General features: G+C 71.4%; 16 protein-coding genes. 10 read left to right on the top strand and 6 right to left on the bottom strand.

Going from position 1 to position 16,041, the window contains the following annotated elements:
* Positions 1-163 precede the first annotated feature (163 nt).
* Genes IE246_RS25790 through IE246_RS25780 form a run of 3 tightly spaced genes read right to left on the bottom strand, consistent with a single transcriptional unit; the run spans position 164 to position 3,895 of the window.
* Positions 164-1,078, bottom strand: a complete 915-nt coding sequence (locus IE246_RS25790) for a CobW family GTP-binding protein (RefSeq protein WP_189995214.1) — start codon at positions 1,076-1,078, stop codon at positions 164-166.
* Positions 1,079-1,088: 10 nt separating this feature from the next.
* Positions 1,089-2,585 carry an amidohydrolase family protein gene (locus tag IE246_RS25785; protein ID WP_189995212.1) on the bottom strand — a complete coding sequence of 499 codons (1,497 nt, stop codon included), beginning with the start codon at positions 2,583-2,585 and terminating at the stop codon, positions 1,089-1,091.
* A gap of 56 nt (positions 2,586-2,641) precedes the next feature.
* A complete protein-coding gene (locus IE246_RS25780) occupies positions 2,642-3,895 on the bottom strand; it encodes a flavin-containing monooxygenase (protein WP_229837506.1) in 1,254 nt (417 codons plus the stop codon).
* A gap of 461 nt (positions 3,896-4,356) precedes the next feature.
* Between IE246_RS25780 and IE246_RS25775 the strand changes: the two genes are divergently transcribed.
* Together IE246_RS25775 and IE246_RS25770 are read left to right on the top strand one after the other, a co-directional pair.
* A complete protein-coding gene (locus IE246_RS25775; protein WP_189995208.1) occupies positions 4,357-4,824 on the top strand; it encodes a MaoC family dehydratase in 468 nt (155 codons plus the stop codon).
* 14 nt (positions 4,825-4,838) lie between these two features.
* Positions 4,839-5,309, top strand: coding sequence for a metallophosphoesterase family protein (locus IE246_RS25770; protein ID WP_189995206.1), 471 nt, complete (start codon positions 4,839-4,841; stop codon positions 5,307-5,309).
* 1 nt (position 5,310) lies between these two features.
* Here the strand turns inward: IE246_RS25770 and IE246_RS25765 are convergent, their stop codons facing one another.
* Positions 5,311-5,910, bottom strand: a complete 600-nt coding sequence (locus IE246_RS25765) for a hypothetical protein (protein WP_189995204.1) — start codon at positions 5,908-5,910, stop codon at positions 5,311-5,313.
* Between the two features lie 149 nt (positions 5,911-6,059).
* Positions 6,060-7,571, bottom strand: coding sequence for a protein adenylyltransferase SelO (locus IE246_RS25760; protein ID WP_189995202.1), 1,512 nt, complete (start codon positions 7,569-7,571; stop codon positions 6,060-6,062).
* Between the two features lie 197 nt (positions 7,572-7,768).
* Here IE246_RS25760 and IE246_RS25755 point away from each other — a divergent pair, with 197 nt between their 5' ends.
* A complete protein-coding gene (locus tag IE246_RS25755; protein ID WP_189995200.1) occupies positions 7,769-8,248 on the top strand; it encodes a PAS domain-containing protein in 480 nt (159 codons plus the stop codon).
* 12 nt (positions 8,249-8,260) lie between these two features.
* On the opposite strand, the gene IE246_RS25750 is transcribed toward IE246_RS25755, so the two are convergent.
* Entirely contained in the window at positions 8,261-9,226 is a 966-nt protein-coding gene (locus IE246_RS25750; RefSeq protein ID WP_189995198.1) for an NAD(P)-dependent oxidoreductase, read from the bottom strand.
* A 193-nt stretch (positions 9,227-9,419) separates the two neighbouring features.
* Here IE246_RS25750 and IE246_RS25745 point away from each other — a divergent pair, with 193 nt between their 5' ends.
* The 7 genes from IE246_RS25745 to IE246_RS25715 all read left to right on the top strand — a co-directional run bounded on the left by IE246_RS25745 (position 9,420) and on the right by IE246_RS25715 (position 16,038).
* Positions 9,420-10,292, top strand: a complete 873-nt coding sequence (locus IE246_RS25745) for a Tll0287-like domain-containing protein (protein ID WP_189995197.1) — start codon at positions 9,420-9,422, stop codon at positions 10,290-10,292.
* 149 nt (positions 10,293-10,441) lie between these two features.
* Complete coding sequence (locus IE246_RS25740; RefSeq protein WP_189995195.1) at positions 10,442-11,092, top strand: DUF6629 family protein; 651 nt, start codon at positions 10,442-10,444, stop codon at positions 11,090-11,092.
* A gap of 98 nt (positions 11,093-11,190) precedes the next feature.
* Complete coding sequence (locus IE246_RS25735) at positions 11,191-12,075, top strand: universal stress protein (RefSeq protein WP_189995193.1); 885 nt, start codon at positions 11,191-11,193, stop codon at positions 12,073-12,075.
* Positions 12,076-12,139: 64 nt separating this feature from the next.
* Positions 12,140-13,057, top strand: coding sequence for a potassium channel family protein (locus tag IE246_RS25730; protein ID WP_189995191.1), 918 nt, complete (start codon positions 12,140-12,142; stop codon positions 13,055-13,057).
* A 4-nt stretch (positions 13,058-13,061) separates the two neighbouring features.
* Entirely contained in the window at positions 13,062-14,582 is a 1,521-nt protein-coding gene (locus IE246_RS25725) for an ArnT family glycosyltransferase (protein WP_189995190.1), read from the top strand.
* Positions 14,583-14,584: 2 nt separating this feature from the next.
* Positions 14,585-15,802, top strand: a complete 1,218-nt coding sequence (locus IE246_RS25720; protein ID WP_189995188.1) for a M24 family metallopeptidase — start codon at positions 14,585-14,587, stop codon at positions 15,800-15,802.
* A gap of 92 nt (positions 15,803-15,894) precedes the next feature.
* A complete protein-coding gene (locus tag IE246_RS25715) occupies positions 15,895-16,038 on the top strand; it encodes a hypothetical protein (RefSeq protein ID WP_189995186.1) in 144 nt (47 codons plus the stop codon).
* Positions 16,039-16,041: the final 3 nt, after the last annotated feature.

The raw sequence follows: 16,041 nt of genomic DNA, 5'->3' as shown, positions 1-16,041 counted from the left end.
TAAGGGATTCCACACTTTCGTGGAAGTCCACAAAAGTGTGGAGCGCGCGATCGTGCCGGCTGCGACACCGGATTCCGCCGGCCATGACCCTGCCCCGCGACAGTGAAAGACACTGGCGCTATGTGCGGAACAGGCGGGCTTTTCGGCAGTTTCGGCTTACCCCTTACCGCCCCAGCTCGTCGAGCGCCGCGCGGATCGCCGGGACGTGCAGCTTGCCGCGCTCGCCGATCAGCACCAGTTCGCAACCCTGGCCGGCGGTGTCGGCCGGGGCCAGGGTGGCGCGCCGGCCGACCAGCTGGAACACGAACTGTTGCCCCGGCTTCTCGCGGAAGGCGACGAAGCCCTTGGCCCGCAGCAGGGCCGGCGACAGCGCCTGGATCAGCGCCTGGAACCCGGCCATCGGCACCGCACCCTCGCTCCGCCATTCCAGCATCTCGAACCGGTCGGCCGCCTCGACCCGGGCCCGGCCATCGCCGGGCGACGGGGCGGCGGCGAAGCCCAGAAGGGCGGCGAAGTCCCGGGCCGAGCCGTCGGCGCCGAGCACCCGGTGCCTGCCCAGCGCCGCCAGCCGGTCGGTCAGCGCGGTCACCTGGTCGGCCCGGAGCGCGCCGGTCTTGCTGAGCTGCACCACGTCGGCCGCCGCCACCTGGGCCTTCCACAGCGGGTCGTCGAGCCGGCCCGGGTCGGCGGTCACGTCCTCGGCGTCGACCAGGCAGACCACGCCGTCGAGCCGGGCCGAGCGCCACAGCACCGGGTCCATCAGGGCGTCGACGATGCCCTTGGGGTCGGCCACCCCGCTGGCCTCGATCACGATCAGCTCGGGCCGCTCGGCCTCGCCCATCACCCGCTTCAGGGTGCGCAGCAGGTCGCCCTGCAGCGAGCAGCAGATGCAGCCGTTCTTCAGGCCGATCACCTCGTCGGTCGCGGACTCCAGCAGCCGGGCGTCGATGTTGATGCTGCCGAAATCGTTGACGATGGCGGCGATCCTGAGGCCGTGGTCGGCCTGCAGGACGCCGTTGATGAAGGTGGTCTTGCCGGCCCCGAGAAAGCCGGTGACCAGCAGGATCGGCACGCTCATCCTGGGACGCCTACCTTTGCGGGCGACGGATCGGCTTGCCCGGGCTGGCGTCGGGATCGAGCCGGCCGTCGGCGATCACCGCCTGGCCGCCGACCAGCAGGTGCTCGACGCCCTCCGACGGCCCGTTCATCGCCTCGAAACTGGCGCGATCGGTCAGCCGGTCGTAGTCGAACACCAGGACGTCGGCGTCGAAGCCCTCGCGCAGCCGGCCCTTCCGCGCCATCTGCGGGGTGCAGTAGTCGATCACCCTGGCCGGGTGGATGGTGCACTTCGCCAGGGCCTCGACCAGCGGCACCGCCTCGCGCTCGCGGGCGTACTCGCGCAGGAACCGGGTGAAGGTGCCGGCCGAGCGCGGGTGCGACGACAGCTCGTCCGGCAGCGGCCACTCCGCCCCCTCGTAGAGCCGCCCGTCCGGCGTGATCCACGGCATCGCGTCCGACGCGATCGAGCCGCCCGGATAGGTCACCGACATGTCGAGCAGCCGGCGATAGTCGTCGTCGACCTCGGTGCCCAGGAAGTGCCACATCACCAGGTCGGACGGGTTCTCCCTGGCGGCCCGCATGACGTCGTCGCGGTCGACGAAACGGTGGCGGTTCTTGATCAGCTCGATCGCGTTGTAGTCGCTGCCGGTGCGGCGGGTGAACTCCGGGTCGGCGAAGAAGGTGGCGCTGACGACGGTGGCACCGGTGCCGTAGGGGTAGGCCTCGGTGGTCACCGGCAGGCCCATCGCCTGCGCCTTCATCACCACCTCGACGCAGCGCTCGATGTCCCGCAGGCTGGTCGAGTTCATGTGGCAGATGTGCATGTGCGCGCCGGTCGCCCCGGCCAGCCCGATCAGCCGGACATAGCTCTCGACCGAGCTGTTCGGGTCGATGTTGCTGGCGTAGGCGATGTGGGTATAGGTCGGGCAGTCGAACTCCTTGGCCAGGTCGCAGATCCGCGTCAGCTCCCGCGCGCCGGCGCCCGGGGCGTAGGCGTTGGGGATGCCGATGCCGATCGCGCCCTGCTCCAGCCCCTGGCGGGTCAGGGCGAGCAGCCGCTCGGTCTGCTCCTCGTCGGCGGCGTCGGCCGACCAGCCGTTGTCGTCGAGGCGTTCGCCCATCTGCTCGACCGGGTTGACGCCGCCGCGCGCCTGGAAGCCGCCGAACGCCACCTTGCGCGCCAGGATCCAGGCGGCCGCCGTGCCGTAGTTCAGCACGCGCCGCTTGCCGGCCTGGACCTCGTACCACTGCGCCACCGGCAAAGCGCCGACCTCCAACTCGAGCGTGGTGGTGACGCCGTCGAAGGCCTGCATCCGGTCGGCGGCCACCGACTGGCCGTGGGCGTGCAGATCGATGAAGCCCGGGCACACGATCCTGCCGGTGGCGTCGATCTCGCGCCGGGCCGGGCCGAGATCGGTGCCGACCGCGGCGATCAGCCCGTCGGCGATGGCGACGTCGCAGACCTCGTCGAACCGGGTCTCGGGGTCGACGACGCGACCGTTTCGGATCAGCAGGTCATGGGTCATTTCGGTTCCGTCTCCGGCAAGCGGGTTCCAGGGTTGGTCCAGGCGACGCCGCGCCCCTACACCCGACCGGGCGCGCGGTACGCCATGTACTGGCGGTGGGTGGCGATGTGGTCGGCGACGTACATGGCGTCGTGCCACACGCCCCAGATGAACGACGAGCCGCGGCGCGACAGCCAGGGCAGGCCGAGGAAATAGACCCCGGGCTCGGTCGACACGCCGCGGCGGTGCGCCGGCTTGCCGGCGGCGTCGAAGGCGTCGACCTGCAGCCAGGAGAAGTCCAGCTCGAAGCCGGTCGCCCAGACGATCGAGGTCACGCCGGCTTCCGCCAGGTCGAGTTCCAGCACCGGGTCGGTCACGCAGGCCGGGTCGGCCGGGATCTCCCAGGCGGCCGGCTCTTCCGGCAGGTCGAGGCCGTTGGCCGCCACGTAGTCGTCGGCCTGCTGCAGTTCCGAATGATAGCTGCGGTCGCCGGCCGCCAGGTTGGCGGCGAGGTCCGGGGCGAACCGGACGACGCCGTCGGCGAAGCCCTCGGTGCGGCCGACCAGGGTCATGCCGCGTTCGGCGAGGCGCCGGAAGTCGATGGTGTGGCCGCCATAGGCGCCGCTGACCGCGATAGTGACGTGCCGGGTGTCCGGCTCGGGCGCCTCGATGTCCCAGCGGCCGAGCACCCCCAGCCACCAGCAGTAGTCACGCTCGCGGTAGCGCCGCGGATAGCGGCTGTGCGGGCCGACCGAAAGGGTCACCCGGCGCCCGGCGCGCAGCAACTCGTCGGCGATCTGGGTGCCGGACGAGCCGCAGCCGACCACCAGCACCGCGCCCTCCGGCAGCTGGCCGGGATTGCGGTAGCCGGTCGAGTGCATCTGCACGACCCCGGCGCTCTCCGGCACCATCGCCGGCACGATCGGGCGCTGGAACGGGCCAGTGGCGGCGATCACGTAGTTCGCCTCGATCGGGCCGGCCGAGGTCTCGACCCGGAAGCCGGTGCGGCCGGGGATGCGCCGGACCGCGGTCACCTCGACGCCGCAGCGGATCGGGGCGCCGAACTTCGCGGCATAGGCCTCGAAGTAGTCGGCCACTTCCTCCTTCGGCACGAACTCGTCGGGGCCGTAGGCGGTGAACTCCAGGCCGGGGAACCGGTCGTGCCAGGCCGGGCCGTTGGCGACCAGCGAGTCCCAGCGCCACGATCGCCAGCGCTCGGCGATCCGGCCGCGCTCCAGCACCAGGTGCGGCACGCCGAAACGGGTCAGGTGCTCGCTCGCCGCCACCCCGGCCTGGCCGCCGCCGACCACCAGCGCCTCGACGCGTTCCATTGCCATCTCCGCTCCTCGTCCCGGTCCAAATCGGTGGGGAAATCAAACAGGCTGATCGTCGCCGCGCAAAGGGGCTTGTTGCCGCGGCGGCCCGCCGTGTCTCGACGTGGCGCCTATCCACCCCAACATCGTCATTCCGGAACGGGCCGCCGCAGGCGGGACGTATCCGGAACCCAATGGCCGCCGCCGGCACCCGTCGCTTCGTGGGTTCCGGCTCAGCCTCGCCTCCGGCGTGGCTGCCCGGAATGACGGTGGGTAGGGATTGGTTCACGACCGCCCGGCCTACAGCGACACTAACGGGCTGCTTGGGCTTGTTCTGAGACGCCGACCGCCGGTCCTGGTCGCCCTCCCCCTGGCCTCGACGAAGGACAGGCCGCGCCCGGCCCGGCTATGATCGCCTCCCCGCCAACCGCGGCGCGCGTCCTGCGTGCCGCCACGACTCCACGAAGGGAAGAACGCGCATGGAAACCGTCGGGCTTGGCTTTTTCTACGAGGACCTGCCGATCGGCCGGACGTTCCGTACGATCGGACGGACCGTCACCGAGGCCGATATCGTCAACTTCATCAACTGCACCGGCATGACCGAGGTGCTGTTCATCGACCTCGAGTTCCTGGCCAACGATTCCGACATCAAGGGCCGCGTGGCGCCGGGGGCGCTGGCGTACACCCTGGCCGAGGGCCTGCTGATCCAGGCGACCATGCAGCACACCGGCTACGCCTTCCTGAACATGGAACTCGACGTGAAGGCGCCGGTGTTCGCCGGCGACACCATCCACGTGGAGTGCGAGGTGATCGAGGCGCGCCGGACCAGCAAGCCCGGGCGCGGGCTGGTGCGGACCCGCAACAAGGTGGTCAAGCAGGACGGCACCGTGGCGATCGTCTACACGCCGCTGCGCCTGATCAAGTGCCGGGACGGCGCCGCCCACTGACGGCCGCTCCCGCGATGCTCACCATCGGCGTCGTCTCCGACACCCACGGGCTGCTCCGCCCGGAGGCGGCGGCCCGGCTCGCCGGCGTGGCGCACATCGTCCATGCCGGCGACATCGGCCGGCCGGAGGTGATCGCCGAGCTGGAGCGGATCGCCCCGGTCACCGCGATCCGCGGCAACGTCGACACCGGTGCCTGGGCGACCGCCTGGCCGGAGACCCGTACCGTGACCCTGGGCGGGCGGCGGTTGCACCTGCTGCACGACCTGAACGCACTGGCCCTCGACCCGGCCGCCGAGGGCATCGACGCCGTGATCTCCGGCCACTCGCACAAGCCGCGGGTCGAGACCGTCGGCGGCGTGCTCTACCTCAATCCGGGCAGCGCCGGCCCGCGCCGGTTCCGCCTGCCGGTCACCCTGGCGACCCTGGAGATCGCCGGGGACGGGCTGCGGGCGACCCTGCACCACCTGCTGGTGGATCCGGCCTGAGCTACTTCTCGCCGCTCTCCGAGTACGCGACGCCGGTCACCATGTCGTTGCGGTCGAGGGTGACTTCCAGCGCCTTCACGAAGATCTTCATCTTGTTCCCGCGCCCGTTGACCTGCGAGAACCGGTAGGTGACTGCATGCAGGTCCGGGCTCTCCGTCATCGGGTAGCCGAGCCGGCCGCCGGGCTCGCCGAGCAGGCGCACGACGTCGGCATAGGTCGACTCGCCCTTCACGATCTGGCCGACCTTGGTCTCGTCGAAATCGGTGCTGTCGTTGCGCCAGGTGCTCGAGAAGCCGTAGCCGACCAGCTTGCCCTCGTGAAAATAAAACACCTGGGTGCGGCCGGCGACGATGTCCTTGTCCACCGCGTTGCCGCCCATGGCCTGGGCGAAGGAGAACGATTTCGACGTCACGTCCTTGCCGTTCTTCTTGACCACGCCCTGCTGGTAGGGATCGCCGAGGCGGGCGTCGATCTCCGCCTCGGTGGTCCGGCCCAAGGCCAGCTGCGAGTCCGGAACCCGCTGGAAGTCGCGCCCGGCGCCGCACGCGGCCAGGACGCCGGCCAATGCCACGACGGTGAGAAGCCTTCTGATTGCGATCATCGCGTTCTGCCCCCTTTTGGTCTGTCGATCGCGGCATGCCCCGCATCGGCGGGCACGATCGACAAGCCTCTCTTTTAGGGGGCCGGGACGACCGCCTCAATCATGCATTGATGGCGGTCCTGCATTGAGCGCATTGGACGCATTTCCCGTCAGGTGCCGCAGAAGGTCTGCCTGACCTCCTCGCCCGGGCGCGGCGGCAGGCGGTAGGCGGCGTGTTCCGGACGTTCCTCGAACGGCGTCGCCAGCGCCTCGAGCAGCGCCTCGAACACCGAGTAATCGCCCGCGTCCTCGGCCGCGCGGATCGCCGCCTCGACCTGGTGGTTGCGCGGGATCACCGCCGGGTTGGCGGCCCGCAGGGCGGCGGCCCGGTCGGCGTCCGACAGCGGCGCCTCGGCGGCCAGACGGGCGCGCCAGGTGTCCTCCCAGGCGTCGAACGCGGTCGGGTCGACGAACAGATCACGCGGGGAGGCCTCGTCGTCGCCGGTCAGCAGATCGGCCAGCCGCCGGAAGGTCAGGGTGAAGTCGGCCCGGTTGGCGGCCATCCGCTCGAACAGGTCCTGCACCAGGGCGAGGTCGCCGTCGCGCGGCTCCATCAGCCCGAGCTTGGCGCGGAACACCGTCAGCAGCTCGGCGTCGAAGCGCGTCGCGTAGCCGTCGATCGCCGCCTGCGCCAGCGCCAGGGCCGTGTCAGCGTCGTCGTCGAGCACCGGCAGCAGGCACTGCGCCAGCTGCACCAGGTTCCACTGGGCGATCGAGGGCTGGCGGCCGTAGGCGTAGCGCCCGCCGTGGTCGATCGAGCTGAACACCGTCCCCGGGTGGAACCGGTCCATGAAGGCGCACGGCCCGTAGTCGATGGTCTCGCCGGCGATCGAGCAGTTGTCGGTGTTCATCACCCCGTGGATGAAGCCGACGCCGAGCCACTTCGCGACCAGTGCCGCCTGCGCCGCGATCACCGCCTCCAGGAACGCCAGGTACGGCCGCTCGGCCGCGGCGGCTTCGGGGTAGTGACGGGCGATCGCGTGGTCGGCCAGCGCCCGGATCGCGTCGACGTCGCGGCGGGCCATGAAGTACTGGAAGGTACCGACCCGGATGTGGCTGCGCGCCACCCGCGTCAGCACCGCCCCCGGCAGCGCGGTCTCGCGGTACACCGGCTCGCCGGTGGTGACGGCGGCCAGCGCCCGGGTGGTCGGGATGCCGAGCCGGTGCATGCCCTCGCTGACGATGTACTCGCGCAGCACCGGGCCGAGCGCCGCCCGGCCGTCGCCGCCGCGCGAGAACGGGGTGCGGCCGGAGCCCTTGAGCTGGATGTCGCGGCGCCCCCCGTCGCGGCCGACCAGTTCGCCCAGCAGGATCGCCCGGCCGTCGCCGAGCTGCGGCACCCAGCCGCCGAACTGGTGGCCGGCATAGGCCTGGGCCAGCGGCTCGGCCCCTTCGGGCACCCGGTTGCCGGCCAGGACCAGCACGCCTTCCGGCGACGCCAGCGCCTCGGCGTCGAGGCCGAGCAGGTCGGCCAGCTCGCGGTTGACCCGCACCAGCGCCGGCCCGGTGACCGGGGTCGGCGCCATGCGCACGTAGAACCGCTCGGGCAGCCGGGCATAGCTGTTGTCGAACGGGATCGGGCCGGCGGGCGGGGTTGCGGACAAGGCAGCGGCGTCGGTCATCGGGGATTCCTCAACGATACCCGCCAGGATATGGGGCCGGCGCGAAGGGTGACAACGGACCACGGTGCGCGGGTGCTCTTCGGCTCGACCCGGATCGCGTACGGGACACAGGCCCGGCCAGTTGCTCTACAATGCCCGGAATGCTCCACCCGCCGCCTCACCCGACGGGCTGCGGGGCCAGAGGACGGGCCGTCGCGATGAACAACTCATTCCAGCAAGAGCCCTGGGTCAGGATCCTGCCTGCCAGGGATTTCGACAACCCGCCGCTGCAGGCGCTGCACGATCTCTGGAACCGCAAGCGCGACAGCCGCCCGATGCCGTCGCGGGACGATTTCGACCCGCTCGAGCTGAAGGACGACCTCGGATGGATCGTCCTGGTCGACGTCGAGCACGAGCCGGTGCGGTTCCGATACCGGCTGATCGGAACCAACATCACCCATCTCGTCGGGCGCGACGCCACCGGGGCCTATCTGGACGAGCTGTACCCGCCGTCGGCCGAGCGCGTGGCGACGTCGTCGTTCCGCGAGATCCTGCAGTCGAAGACCCCGAACCGGATCCTGGGCACCATGCACCACGCCGAAAAGGGGTTCCTCGAGTTCGAGGCCGTCGACCTGCCGCTGTCGGCCGACGGCGAGACCGTCGACATGATCATGGTGCGGTCGGCGTTCCGGCCTTAGGGCCGGCGGCGCCTACCCCTCCAGCTCCGGCACCAGCCACAGCGGCGCCTCGCCGCGGGCGACCCGCTGGACGTTGTCGAAGGCGTTGCGCACCCGGGCGGCGTTGCTCTCGAAGGTCGGCCCGGCGAGATGCGCGGTCAGCACCACGTTCTCCAGGCCGAACAACGGGTTGTCGGGCGCCGGCGGCTCCTGGTCGAACACGTCGAGCCCGGCCCCTGCGATCACCCCGGACGACAGGGCCGCGATCAGCGCCGCCTCGTCGACCACCGGGCCGCGGGCGGTGTTGACCAGGATCGCGTCGGGCTTCATCAGCGCCAGCTCGGCGGCGCCGATCATATGCCGCGTGCCGTCGTTGAGCGGCGTGTGCAGCGACACCACGTCGGCTTCGCGCAGCAGTTCCCGCAGCAGCCGGAACCGCACGTCGAGCTGGTCCTCGCGGTCCTCCGGCAGCCGGGCGACGTCGTGGTAGATCACGTTCATGCCGAAGGCCTGGGCGAGCCGTGCGGTCTTCTTGCCGATGGTGCCGAGCCCGACGATCCCCAGCGTCCGGCCGCGCAGCTCGTGCACCCGCGGCGCCCGGTTGCCGCGCCACGCGCCGGCTGCGACGCTCAGGTGCTGGCGCACCAGCTGGCGCGACACCGCCAGCATCAGCATCACCGCGTGTTCCGACACCGCGACCGCGTTGGCGCCGCCGTTGTTGCAGACCGGCACCCCGGCGGCCCGGGCCGCGTCCAGGTCGGCCCGGTCGTAGCCGGCGCTCAGCAGCTGCACCAGCCGCAGGCGCGGCCCGTCCCGGAACAGCGACGGCTCGACCAGGGGGTCGACGAAGCCGACCAGATACTCGGCGTCCTGCAACGCCGCCCGGTACTCGGCGCTTCCGCCCGGCACCACCGCCAGCTCGAACCCGGCCGGCACCATGGCCTGCGCGACATCGGCGGCATCCGGGAAGGTGGTCACGAACACGATCCTGGGTGTCATCGCTCTCCCCGCGCTGTCAGTGGGTCGGAGCCGGAACCGGCTCAGCGCGGCAGGGTGGCACATCGCGGCCGCCGTGCAAGACCGGCGCGCGGCCGGACGACGCCGTTGACCTGGGTCAAGGCACCGAATGCCGCCGGTGCCGAAGCTCCCCGAGCGGGTCCCGTTGATCCACCGACCGCGAAGGACGCCCGAGATGACGTTGCGCCTGCCGACGATCCTCGCCCTGCTCCTGCTGCCGCTCGCCGCCGCAGCCCAGGACCTCGCCCCGTACGAGCGCGAGGCCGAGGGTGTGATGCAGCGGCTGCGCGGCGCCATGATGCAGGAGATGCAGCGGGCGATGGCACAGGGTCCGGCCGAGGCGATCGGGGTGTGCCGGCACCTGGCACCGCAGATCAGCGCCGAGATCGAGGCCGAGACCGGCTGGACGATCCGCCGTCCGGCCCTGAAGGTACGCAACCGGGAGATGCGCCCGACCGCCGAGGAACGCTCGGTCATGCTCGGATTCGAGATTCGGCACGCCGCCGGCCAGCCGATCGAACTGCTGCGGACGACGCGCGCCGCGCGGGACGGGGACGCGGTCACCATCCACTTCATGCAGGCGATCCCGACGATGCAGGGCTGCCTCGCCTGCCACGGCTCGGCGATCGAGCCGGAGACCGCCGCGGCGATCCATGCCCTGTACCCGGACGACGAGGCGGTCGGATTCGAGGTCGGCGACCTGCGCGGCGCCTTCTCCCTCACCAAGACCGTGCCGGCGGCCGCGTTCGCGGAATCGAAGCCGGCAGCGACCGTGGCCCCGCGCCTGCAGGAACTCGGCTACACGCCGACCGACCGTCCCGGCGCCCGGGGCGATGCCGCCCGCGGGACGGAGTCCTTCGCCCGGCACTGCCAGTCCTGCCACGCCCCCGACCAGCTCGCCCGCCACAGCTTCGGCAGCGGCGACCCCGAGGCTGGCGAGAAGCTGTGCCGCAAGCTGGAGACCCACGGCTTCACCGGTCGCGAGCAGGATTGCGACATCGTGGCGTTCCTGAACGACCTGGCGCTGTTCCTGGCCGCGCGGCCGTAGCGACCGTCCCGACTTCGACGGACCAGACATCGCTGCGCCGGCTGGACATCGACCGGCTGGACATCGGCCGACCGGCACCGCAGCCTTGCGGGAACGCCGTCGACCGTCCGCCGGGTTGGCGTCCGGCCGGCCCGCCCCGGACCCGCCCGATGTGCTTCTCCGCCACCGCCAGTTTCGTGACCGCCGGCGTGACCGCGGTCATCGGCATCGTCTGCCTGGTCCGGGCCGCCGACCGGCGCGAGCTGCCGCTGGCGGCGACGCCGCTGCTGTTCGCCGGCCAGCAGGCCGTCGAGGGGTTGCTGTGGCTGACTCTGCCGCAGGCGCCGGACGGGTCGGTGTCGAGCGGCCTGACCGTGCTGTTCCTGCTGTTCGCCGAGGTGTTCTGGCCGGCCTACGCCCCGATCGCCGCCTGGTTGGTGGAGACCGACCCGCGGCGTCGACGTCCGATCGGCCTGTGCGTCGCCAGCGGCTTCGGGGTCGCGGCTTGGCTCCTCTGGGGGCTGCTGACGCGGAACCACGGCGCCGTGCTGCAGGATGGTCACATCGTGTACGTGACCGGCCAGCAGCCCTCGATCGCCGTCGGCTTCGCCTACCTGGCGGCGACCGGCGTGTCGCTGGCGCTGTCGTCCCATCGGACGATCAGGCTGCTCGGGGCGCTCGTGCTGGCCGGATCGGTCGTCACCTACCTGGCCTACTGGGAGGCGTTCGTATCGGTCTGGTGCTTCTTCGCCGCCGGGTCGAGCCTGGTGGTGCTGGGACACTTCGCGTGGTCGCACCAGGAGCGGACCGCCGGCGCCTGAGCGGGCGTTCCATGGCCGACGCCGCCGGCGCGACCGCGGCCGGAACGGTCCCTTGGCCGGGCCGGATGCGACCTCTATCCTGACTCATCGGCGCGTGGATGCAACAGAACGGCCGGCGCATGAAAACGATCCTCGTGCCCACGGACTTCTCGGAGCGGTCCGACCGGGCGATACGCCGGGCGGTGCTGCTCGCAAGGCAGGCCGGCGCTGCGCTGGCGCTGGTCCATGTCGTCGACGACGATCGACCCGATCCGCTGGTCGCCGCATCCTGCGATGCCGCGGGCGCACTGCTCGACGATCAGGTCCGAACCATTCGCGAGGCGGACGGGGTCGACTGCACCGCCCGGGTGGTCGCCGCAGCCCCGATCACCGGCATCGCCAGAACCGCCGAGGAGGCTTCCGCCGGTCTGATCGTCATCGGACCGCACCGCAGGGCCATCCTCAAGGACGTCTTCACGGGTACCACGGCCGAGCGGACGATTCGCGCCGCTCGGGTGCCGGTGCTCATGGCCAACGGGATCCCGACGGCCGGCTACGCCCAGGCGCTGGTCGCGGTCGACCTGTCCGACCGCTCGGCCGCCGCCGCCGCGGCCTTCTCGGCGCTCGGCCTGGGCGAGGCACGCAGAACCGCGGCGCTCTACGTCTACGACGTGCCCGGAAGCGGCCTGATCGCCGGCGCCTCGATGAGTGCGGCCCGCTCGCGGGAGTATCTCCGCGAGGAAGAGGCGCGCGCCAAGGCCGCGCTCAACGATTTCATGCGCAGGCTGCCGCCGGTCGCGAACGAACTGATGGTCCGGCCGGGAGCCTCCAGCCCGGCGAGGGTGATCCTGGAGGCTGCGAACGAGATCGCCGCCGACCTGCTGGTGCTGGGGACGCACGGACGGACCGGGGCCGGGCGGCTCCTGCTGGGCAGCGTGGCCGACGAAGTCCTGCGCGCCGCGGACCGGGACGTCCTCGTCGTACCGTCCGCAGTGGTCGCGTGATATCGCCCGTCGGCCAGCCCGGAGCCGGCTGGCGTCGGCCGCGGTAGACCGCTACAAACCGCTCATGCCGTCGCCCTTCCATTTCTCGGCACTGCGGCACTGGGCCGCCTCGGTCGCCGTCACGGTGATCCTGCTCGCGCTGATCGCGGCAGCGGTCGGCGGCGAGACCTGGGAGGTATCCGGCACGGTCCTGATCGCGGTCGTCGCGGTCGCCACCCTGCTGCACCGGCTGTTCCCCGGCAGCCGGTTCTTCACCATCACCTTCGCCAACGCGATCGGCGTATACGCCTGCCTGTACGTGTCGTTCCTCGAGACGCTGTACCTCGACGTCTCCAGCCTTCCCCGGCTCGTCGGGTTCCTGCTGCCGATCGTGGCGTTCGCCATCGGGGTGTACCTGCGCCGCGAGGCGATCCACTCGATCGTCTCCTCCGAGCATCCGCGCCTGGAGACCCGGTTCGGCCGGGCGTTCCTGTGGCTGGTGCCGGTCATGCTGGTCGGGCTCGCCAACTTCGTCGCGCCGCTCGATGCCATCGGGCACGAAGGACGCACCATCTGGCTGCTCGCGGCGATGGCGGCGATCAGCCTGGTGGTGCTGCTGGCCAGCCGCAACGTCGCGGTGTTCCTGATCGACACCGGCCTGCTGTTCGAGGATTTCTTCGAGATCATGTCCGGCTTGGTGAAGCCGGCCTTCGCCTTCCTGACCTTCTACTCGATGATGGTCATCCTGTTCGCCACCCTGTACCGGCTGCTGGGGCGCCTCGACGATTCGCCGACCTTCCTGATCGACGGCATCGGCCGCGACCCGACCTTCGTCGAGAGTCTGTACTTCTCGATCGTGACGCTCTCGACCGTCGGCTACGGCGACGTGGTGCCGCTGACCTATGCCGCCCGGATCGTGGTCGCCCTGCAGATCGTCGCCGGCGTGCTGCTGCTGCTGTTCGGCTTCCACGCCCTGATGCGCCACACCGGCCGGGGATCCTGAGCCCATGAATGGAATTCAGCGGATCTCGCCGCTGCGGCTGGCGCTGGCCTGGGTGCTCGGGCTGACCCTGCTGCGACTCGCCGGCCTCGCCATGACCGGGCTCGAGCTGCACGGCGACGAAGCGCAGTACTGGAGCTGGGCGCAGAAGCTGGACTTCGGCTACTTCACCAAGCCGCCGCTGATCGCCTGGGCGATCGCCGCCACGACCGCGGTGTGCGGCGACGGCGAGGCCTGCGTGCGGGCCTCCTCGCCGCTGCTGCACGCCGCCACCGCGATGGCGCTGTACGGCCTCGGGACCACCCTGCGCGACGCCCGCGCCGGGATGTGGGCGGCGGTGTTGTGGATCACCCTGCCGTCGGTCGCGTTCTCCAGCCTGATCGTGTCGACCGACGTGCCACTGCTGGCCTGCTGGGCGCTGGCGGCGCTGGCCCTGCGCCGCACCCTCGACACCCGCCTCGACCCGCGCCGCTCCTGGACCTGGGCAGCCGTCGCCGGGGCCGCCATCGGCCTCGGCCTGCTGGCCAAGTACGCGATGGCCTACGCGGCGATCGGCCTCGCCGTACACTTGGCGCTGAACCGCGACGACCGCTGGATCCTGCGCGACCCGCGCGGCCTGCTGATCCTGGCGCTGGCGGTCGCCATCCTGGCGCCGAACCTGGCGTGGAACGCCCAGCACGACTTCGCCACGGTCGGCCATCTCGGCGACAACGCCAACCTGAAGGGCAGGCTGTTCAACCCCTCGCACGCCGTCGAGTTCCTGGGCCAGCAGTTCGGCGTGTTCGGGCCGATACCGTTCCTGGTGCTGGGCTGGCGGGCCGCGGCCTGGGCACGCGGCCGGGCCACGCCGGCCGAACGCTACCTGCTGGCGCTGGCGCTGCCGCCGCTGGCGGTGGTGACGGTACAGGCGTTCCTGTCGCGCGCCAACGCCAACTGGGCGGTCACCGCCTATCCGACCGCCGCGGTGCTGGTTGCGCTGTGGCTGACCGACCCCGGCCGCGCCCGTGCCTGGCGCCTCTGGACCGTCGGCCCGCATCTCGCCGCCGGCCTCGGCTTCCTGTTCGTGGTCGCGAGCTGGCCGGCGATCACCCCGCCCCACGCCTCGCGGGCGCTGGCCCGCCTGAGCGGCTGGGAAGCGATGGCCCGGCAGGTGCGCCCGATCCTCGACCGCAACCTGACGCTGCCGGTGCTGACGAGCGACCGCATGACCATGGCGGCGCTGCTGTACTACCTGCGCGGCCGGCTGACCGAAGGCGCGCCGGTGCCCGGCGACACCCGCATGCCGGTCTGGATCTTCGACTGGAACCAGCGGCCGGAGAACCACTACGAGCTGCTGGACGCCTACGACGGCAGTCAGGGCGACGAGCTGATCTTCCTGGCCGACTGGGACGATCCGCGCCCGATCCTCGAGCGGTTCGAGCGGGTCGAACAGATCGCCACGCTTTCCGTCACGAGTTTCGGGCGCAGCAAGCGTCTGACGGTCTGGCGCATCGCCGGCTATCGTGGGCCGATTCAACTCGGAGGGTGACCATGACCATCGGTGTTGGCGGTTCGACGGCGGAAGCCGAGCTCGCGGCCATGACCTCGATGCGCGGCGACGCGCCGGCGATCGGCGATGCCGAGCGGCAGCGGCGGATCGAACGCGCCCAGGCGCTGATGCGCGAGCAGGGCATCGACGCGCTGTGGCTCGACGTGTCGACCAGCCTGACCTATTTCACCGGCCTGCGGCTCGGCCGCAGCGAGCGCCTGCACGGCGCGGTGCTGCCGGCGAAGGGCGAGCTGACCTACCTGTGCCCGGCCTTCGAGGAGGCCAAGCTGCGCACCATGCTGACCCTCGGCGACGACGTGGCGGTGTGGGAGGAGCACGAGGACCCGGCCGCCCTGGTGACCGACACCCTGCGCGGCAAGGGGCTGGCCAACGGCACCGTCGGGGTCGACGAGGCCTGCCCGTTCTTCACCTTCGACGGCCTGCGCCGGGCCGGCAACGCCTACGACTTCGTCAACGCCAGCGCGATCACCGCGGCCTGCCGCTCGGTGAAGTCGGACGCCGAGATCGCGCTGATGCAGACCGCCAAGGACATCACCATGGAGGCCCACAAGGCCGCCGCCCGGATCATGCGCGAAGGCATCACCACGACCGAGGTGCAGGCGTTCCTGGCCGAGGCGCACCGGCGGCTCGGATCCGAGGGACCGCCGCCGTTCAGCATCGTGCTGTTCGGCGAGGCCACCGCCTACCCGCACGGGGTGCCCTACCCGCAGACCCTGCAGGACGGCGACATGGTGCTGATCGACGTCGGCGCGCCGGTCGACGGCTACGTCTCCGACATCACCCGGTCCTACGTGTTCGGCGAGCCGAGCGACCGCCAGCGCCAGGTCTGGAACCTGGAGAAGGACGCCCAGGCGGCGGTGTTCGAGGCCGCCAGGCTGGGCGCCCGCTGCGAGGACCTGGACGCCGCCGCCCGCCGGGTGATCGAGGCCGCCGGCTTCGGCCCGGGCTACGCCACGCCGGGCCTGCCGCACCGCACCGGCCACGGCGTCGGGCTCGACGTCCACGAGTGGCCGTACATCGTCAGGGGCGACCGCACCGTCCTGGTTCCCGGCATGACGTTCTCGAACGAGCCGACGATCTGCGTGTACGGCGAGTTCGGGGTGCGGCTGGAGGACCACATCCACATGACCGGGCAGGGCGCGCGCTGGTTCACCCGGCCGGCGCACAGCGTCGACGACCCGTTCGGCTACGAGGCGTAGCCGCCGGAGCTGCGGCTCGCTTATGACCCAGGTCAATGTGTGGTCGGCGCCGCAGGCGGAAGATGCCACGTCACGATCGGCGGGAGGCGTCGATGATCGAGTCGATGCAGGGACTGCTGGGCCACGGCGATGCCGCGATGTGGGGCATGGGCTGGGGGCGTTTCGCGTTCGCGGTCGGGTTGCTGCTGGCGGTCGCGGTCCTGGTCCGTCTCACCCTGTTCCGGCACCCGCAATGAGGC

Source organism: Thalassobaculum fulvum (assembly GCF_014652915.1).
Lineage (GTDB): Bacteria > Pseudomonadota > Alphaproteobacteria > Thalassobaculales > Thalassobaculaceae > Thalassobaculum_A > Thalassobaculum_A fulvum.
This window is presented reverse-complemented; position numbering and strand designations above follow the sequence as displayed.

Excerpts from the sequence above, each read along its gene's own strand:
- IE246_RS25790 (WP_189995214.1), bottom strand. The coding sequence starts at position 1,078 with ATGAGCGTGCCGATCCTGCTGGTCACCGGCTTTCTCGGGGCCGGCAAG.
- IE246_RS25785 (WP_189995212.1), bottom strand. The coding sequence starts at position 2,585 with ATGACCCATGACCTGCTGATCCGAAACGGTCGCGTCGTCGACCCCGAG.
- IE246_RS25780 (WP_229837506.1), bottom strand. The coding sequence starts at position 3,895 with ATGGAACGCGTCGAGGCGCTGGTGGTCGGCGGCGGCCAGGCCGGGGTG.
- IE246_RS25775 (WP_189995208.1), top strand. The coding sequence starts at position 4,357 with ATGGAAACCGTCGGGCTTGGCTTTTTCTACGAGGACCTGCCGATCGGC.
- IE246_RS25770 (WP_189995206.1), top strand. The coding sequence starts at position 4,839 with ATGCTCACCATCGGCGTCGTCTCCGACACCCACGGGCTGCTCCGCCCG.
- IE246_RS25765 (WP_189995204.1), bottom strand. The coding sequence starts at position 5,910 with ATGATCGCAATCAGAAGGCTTCTCACCGTCGTGGCATTGGCCGGCGTC.
- IE246_RS25760 (WP_189995202.1), bottom strand. The coding sequence starts at position 7,571 with ATGACCGACGCCGCTGCCTTGTCCGCAACCCCGCCCGCCGGCCCGATC.
- IE246_RS25755 (WP_189995200.1), top strand. The coding sequence starts at position 7,769 with ATGAACAACTCATTCCAGCAAGAGCCCTGGGTCAGGATCCTGCCTGCC.
- IE246_RS25750 (WP_189995198.1), bottom strand. The coding sequence starts at position 9,226 with ATGACACCCAGGATCGTGTTCGTGACCACCTTCCCGGATGCCGCCGAT.
- IE246_RS25745 (WP_189995197.1), top strand. The coding sequence starts at position 9,420 with ATGACGTTGCGCCTGCCGACGATCCTCGCCCTGCTCCTGCTGCCGCTC.
- IE246_RS25740 (WP_189995195.1), top strand. The coding sequence starts at position 10,442 with ATGTGCTTCTCCGCCACCGCCAGTTTCGTGACCGCCGGCGTGACCGCG.
- IE246_RS25735 (WP_189995193.1), top strand. The coding sequence starts at position 11,191 with ATGCAACAGAACGGCCGGCGCATGAAAACGATCCTCGTGCCCACGGAC.
- IE246_RS25730 (WP_189995191.1), top strand. The coding sequence starts at position 12,140 with ATGCCGTCGCCCTTCCATTTCTCGGCACTGCGGCACTGGGCCGCCTCG.
- IE246_RS25725 (WP_189995190.1), top strand. The coding sequence starts at position 13,062 with ATGAATGGAATTCAGCGGATCTCGCCGCTGCGGCTGGCGCTGGCCTGG.
- IE246_RS25720 (WP_189995188.1), top strand. The coding sequence starts at position 14,585 with ATGACCATCGGTGTTGGCGGTTCGACGGCGGAAGCCGAGCTCGCGGCC.
- IE246_RS25715 (WP_189995186.1), top strand. The coding sequence starts at position 15,895 with ATGATCGAGTCGATGCAGGGACTGCTGGGCCACGGCGATGCCGCGATG.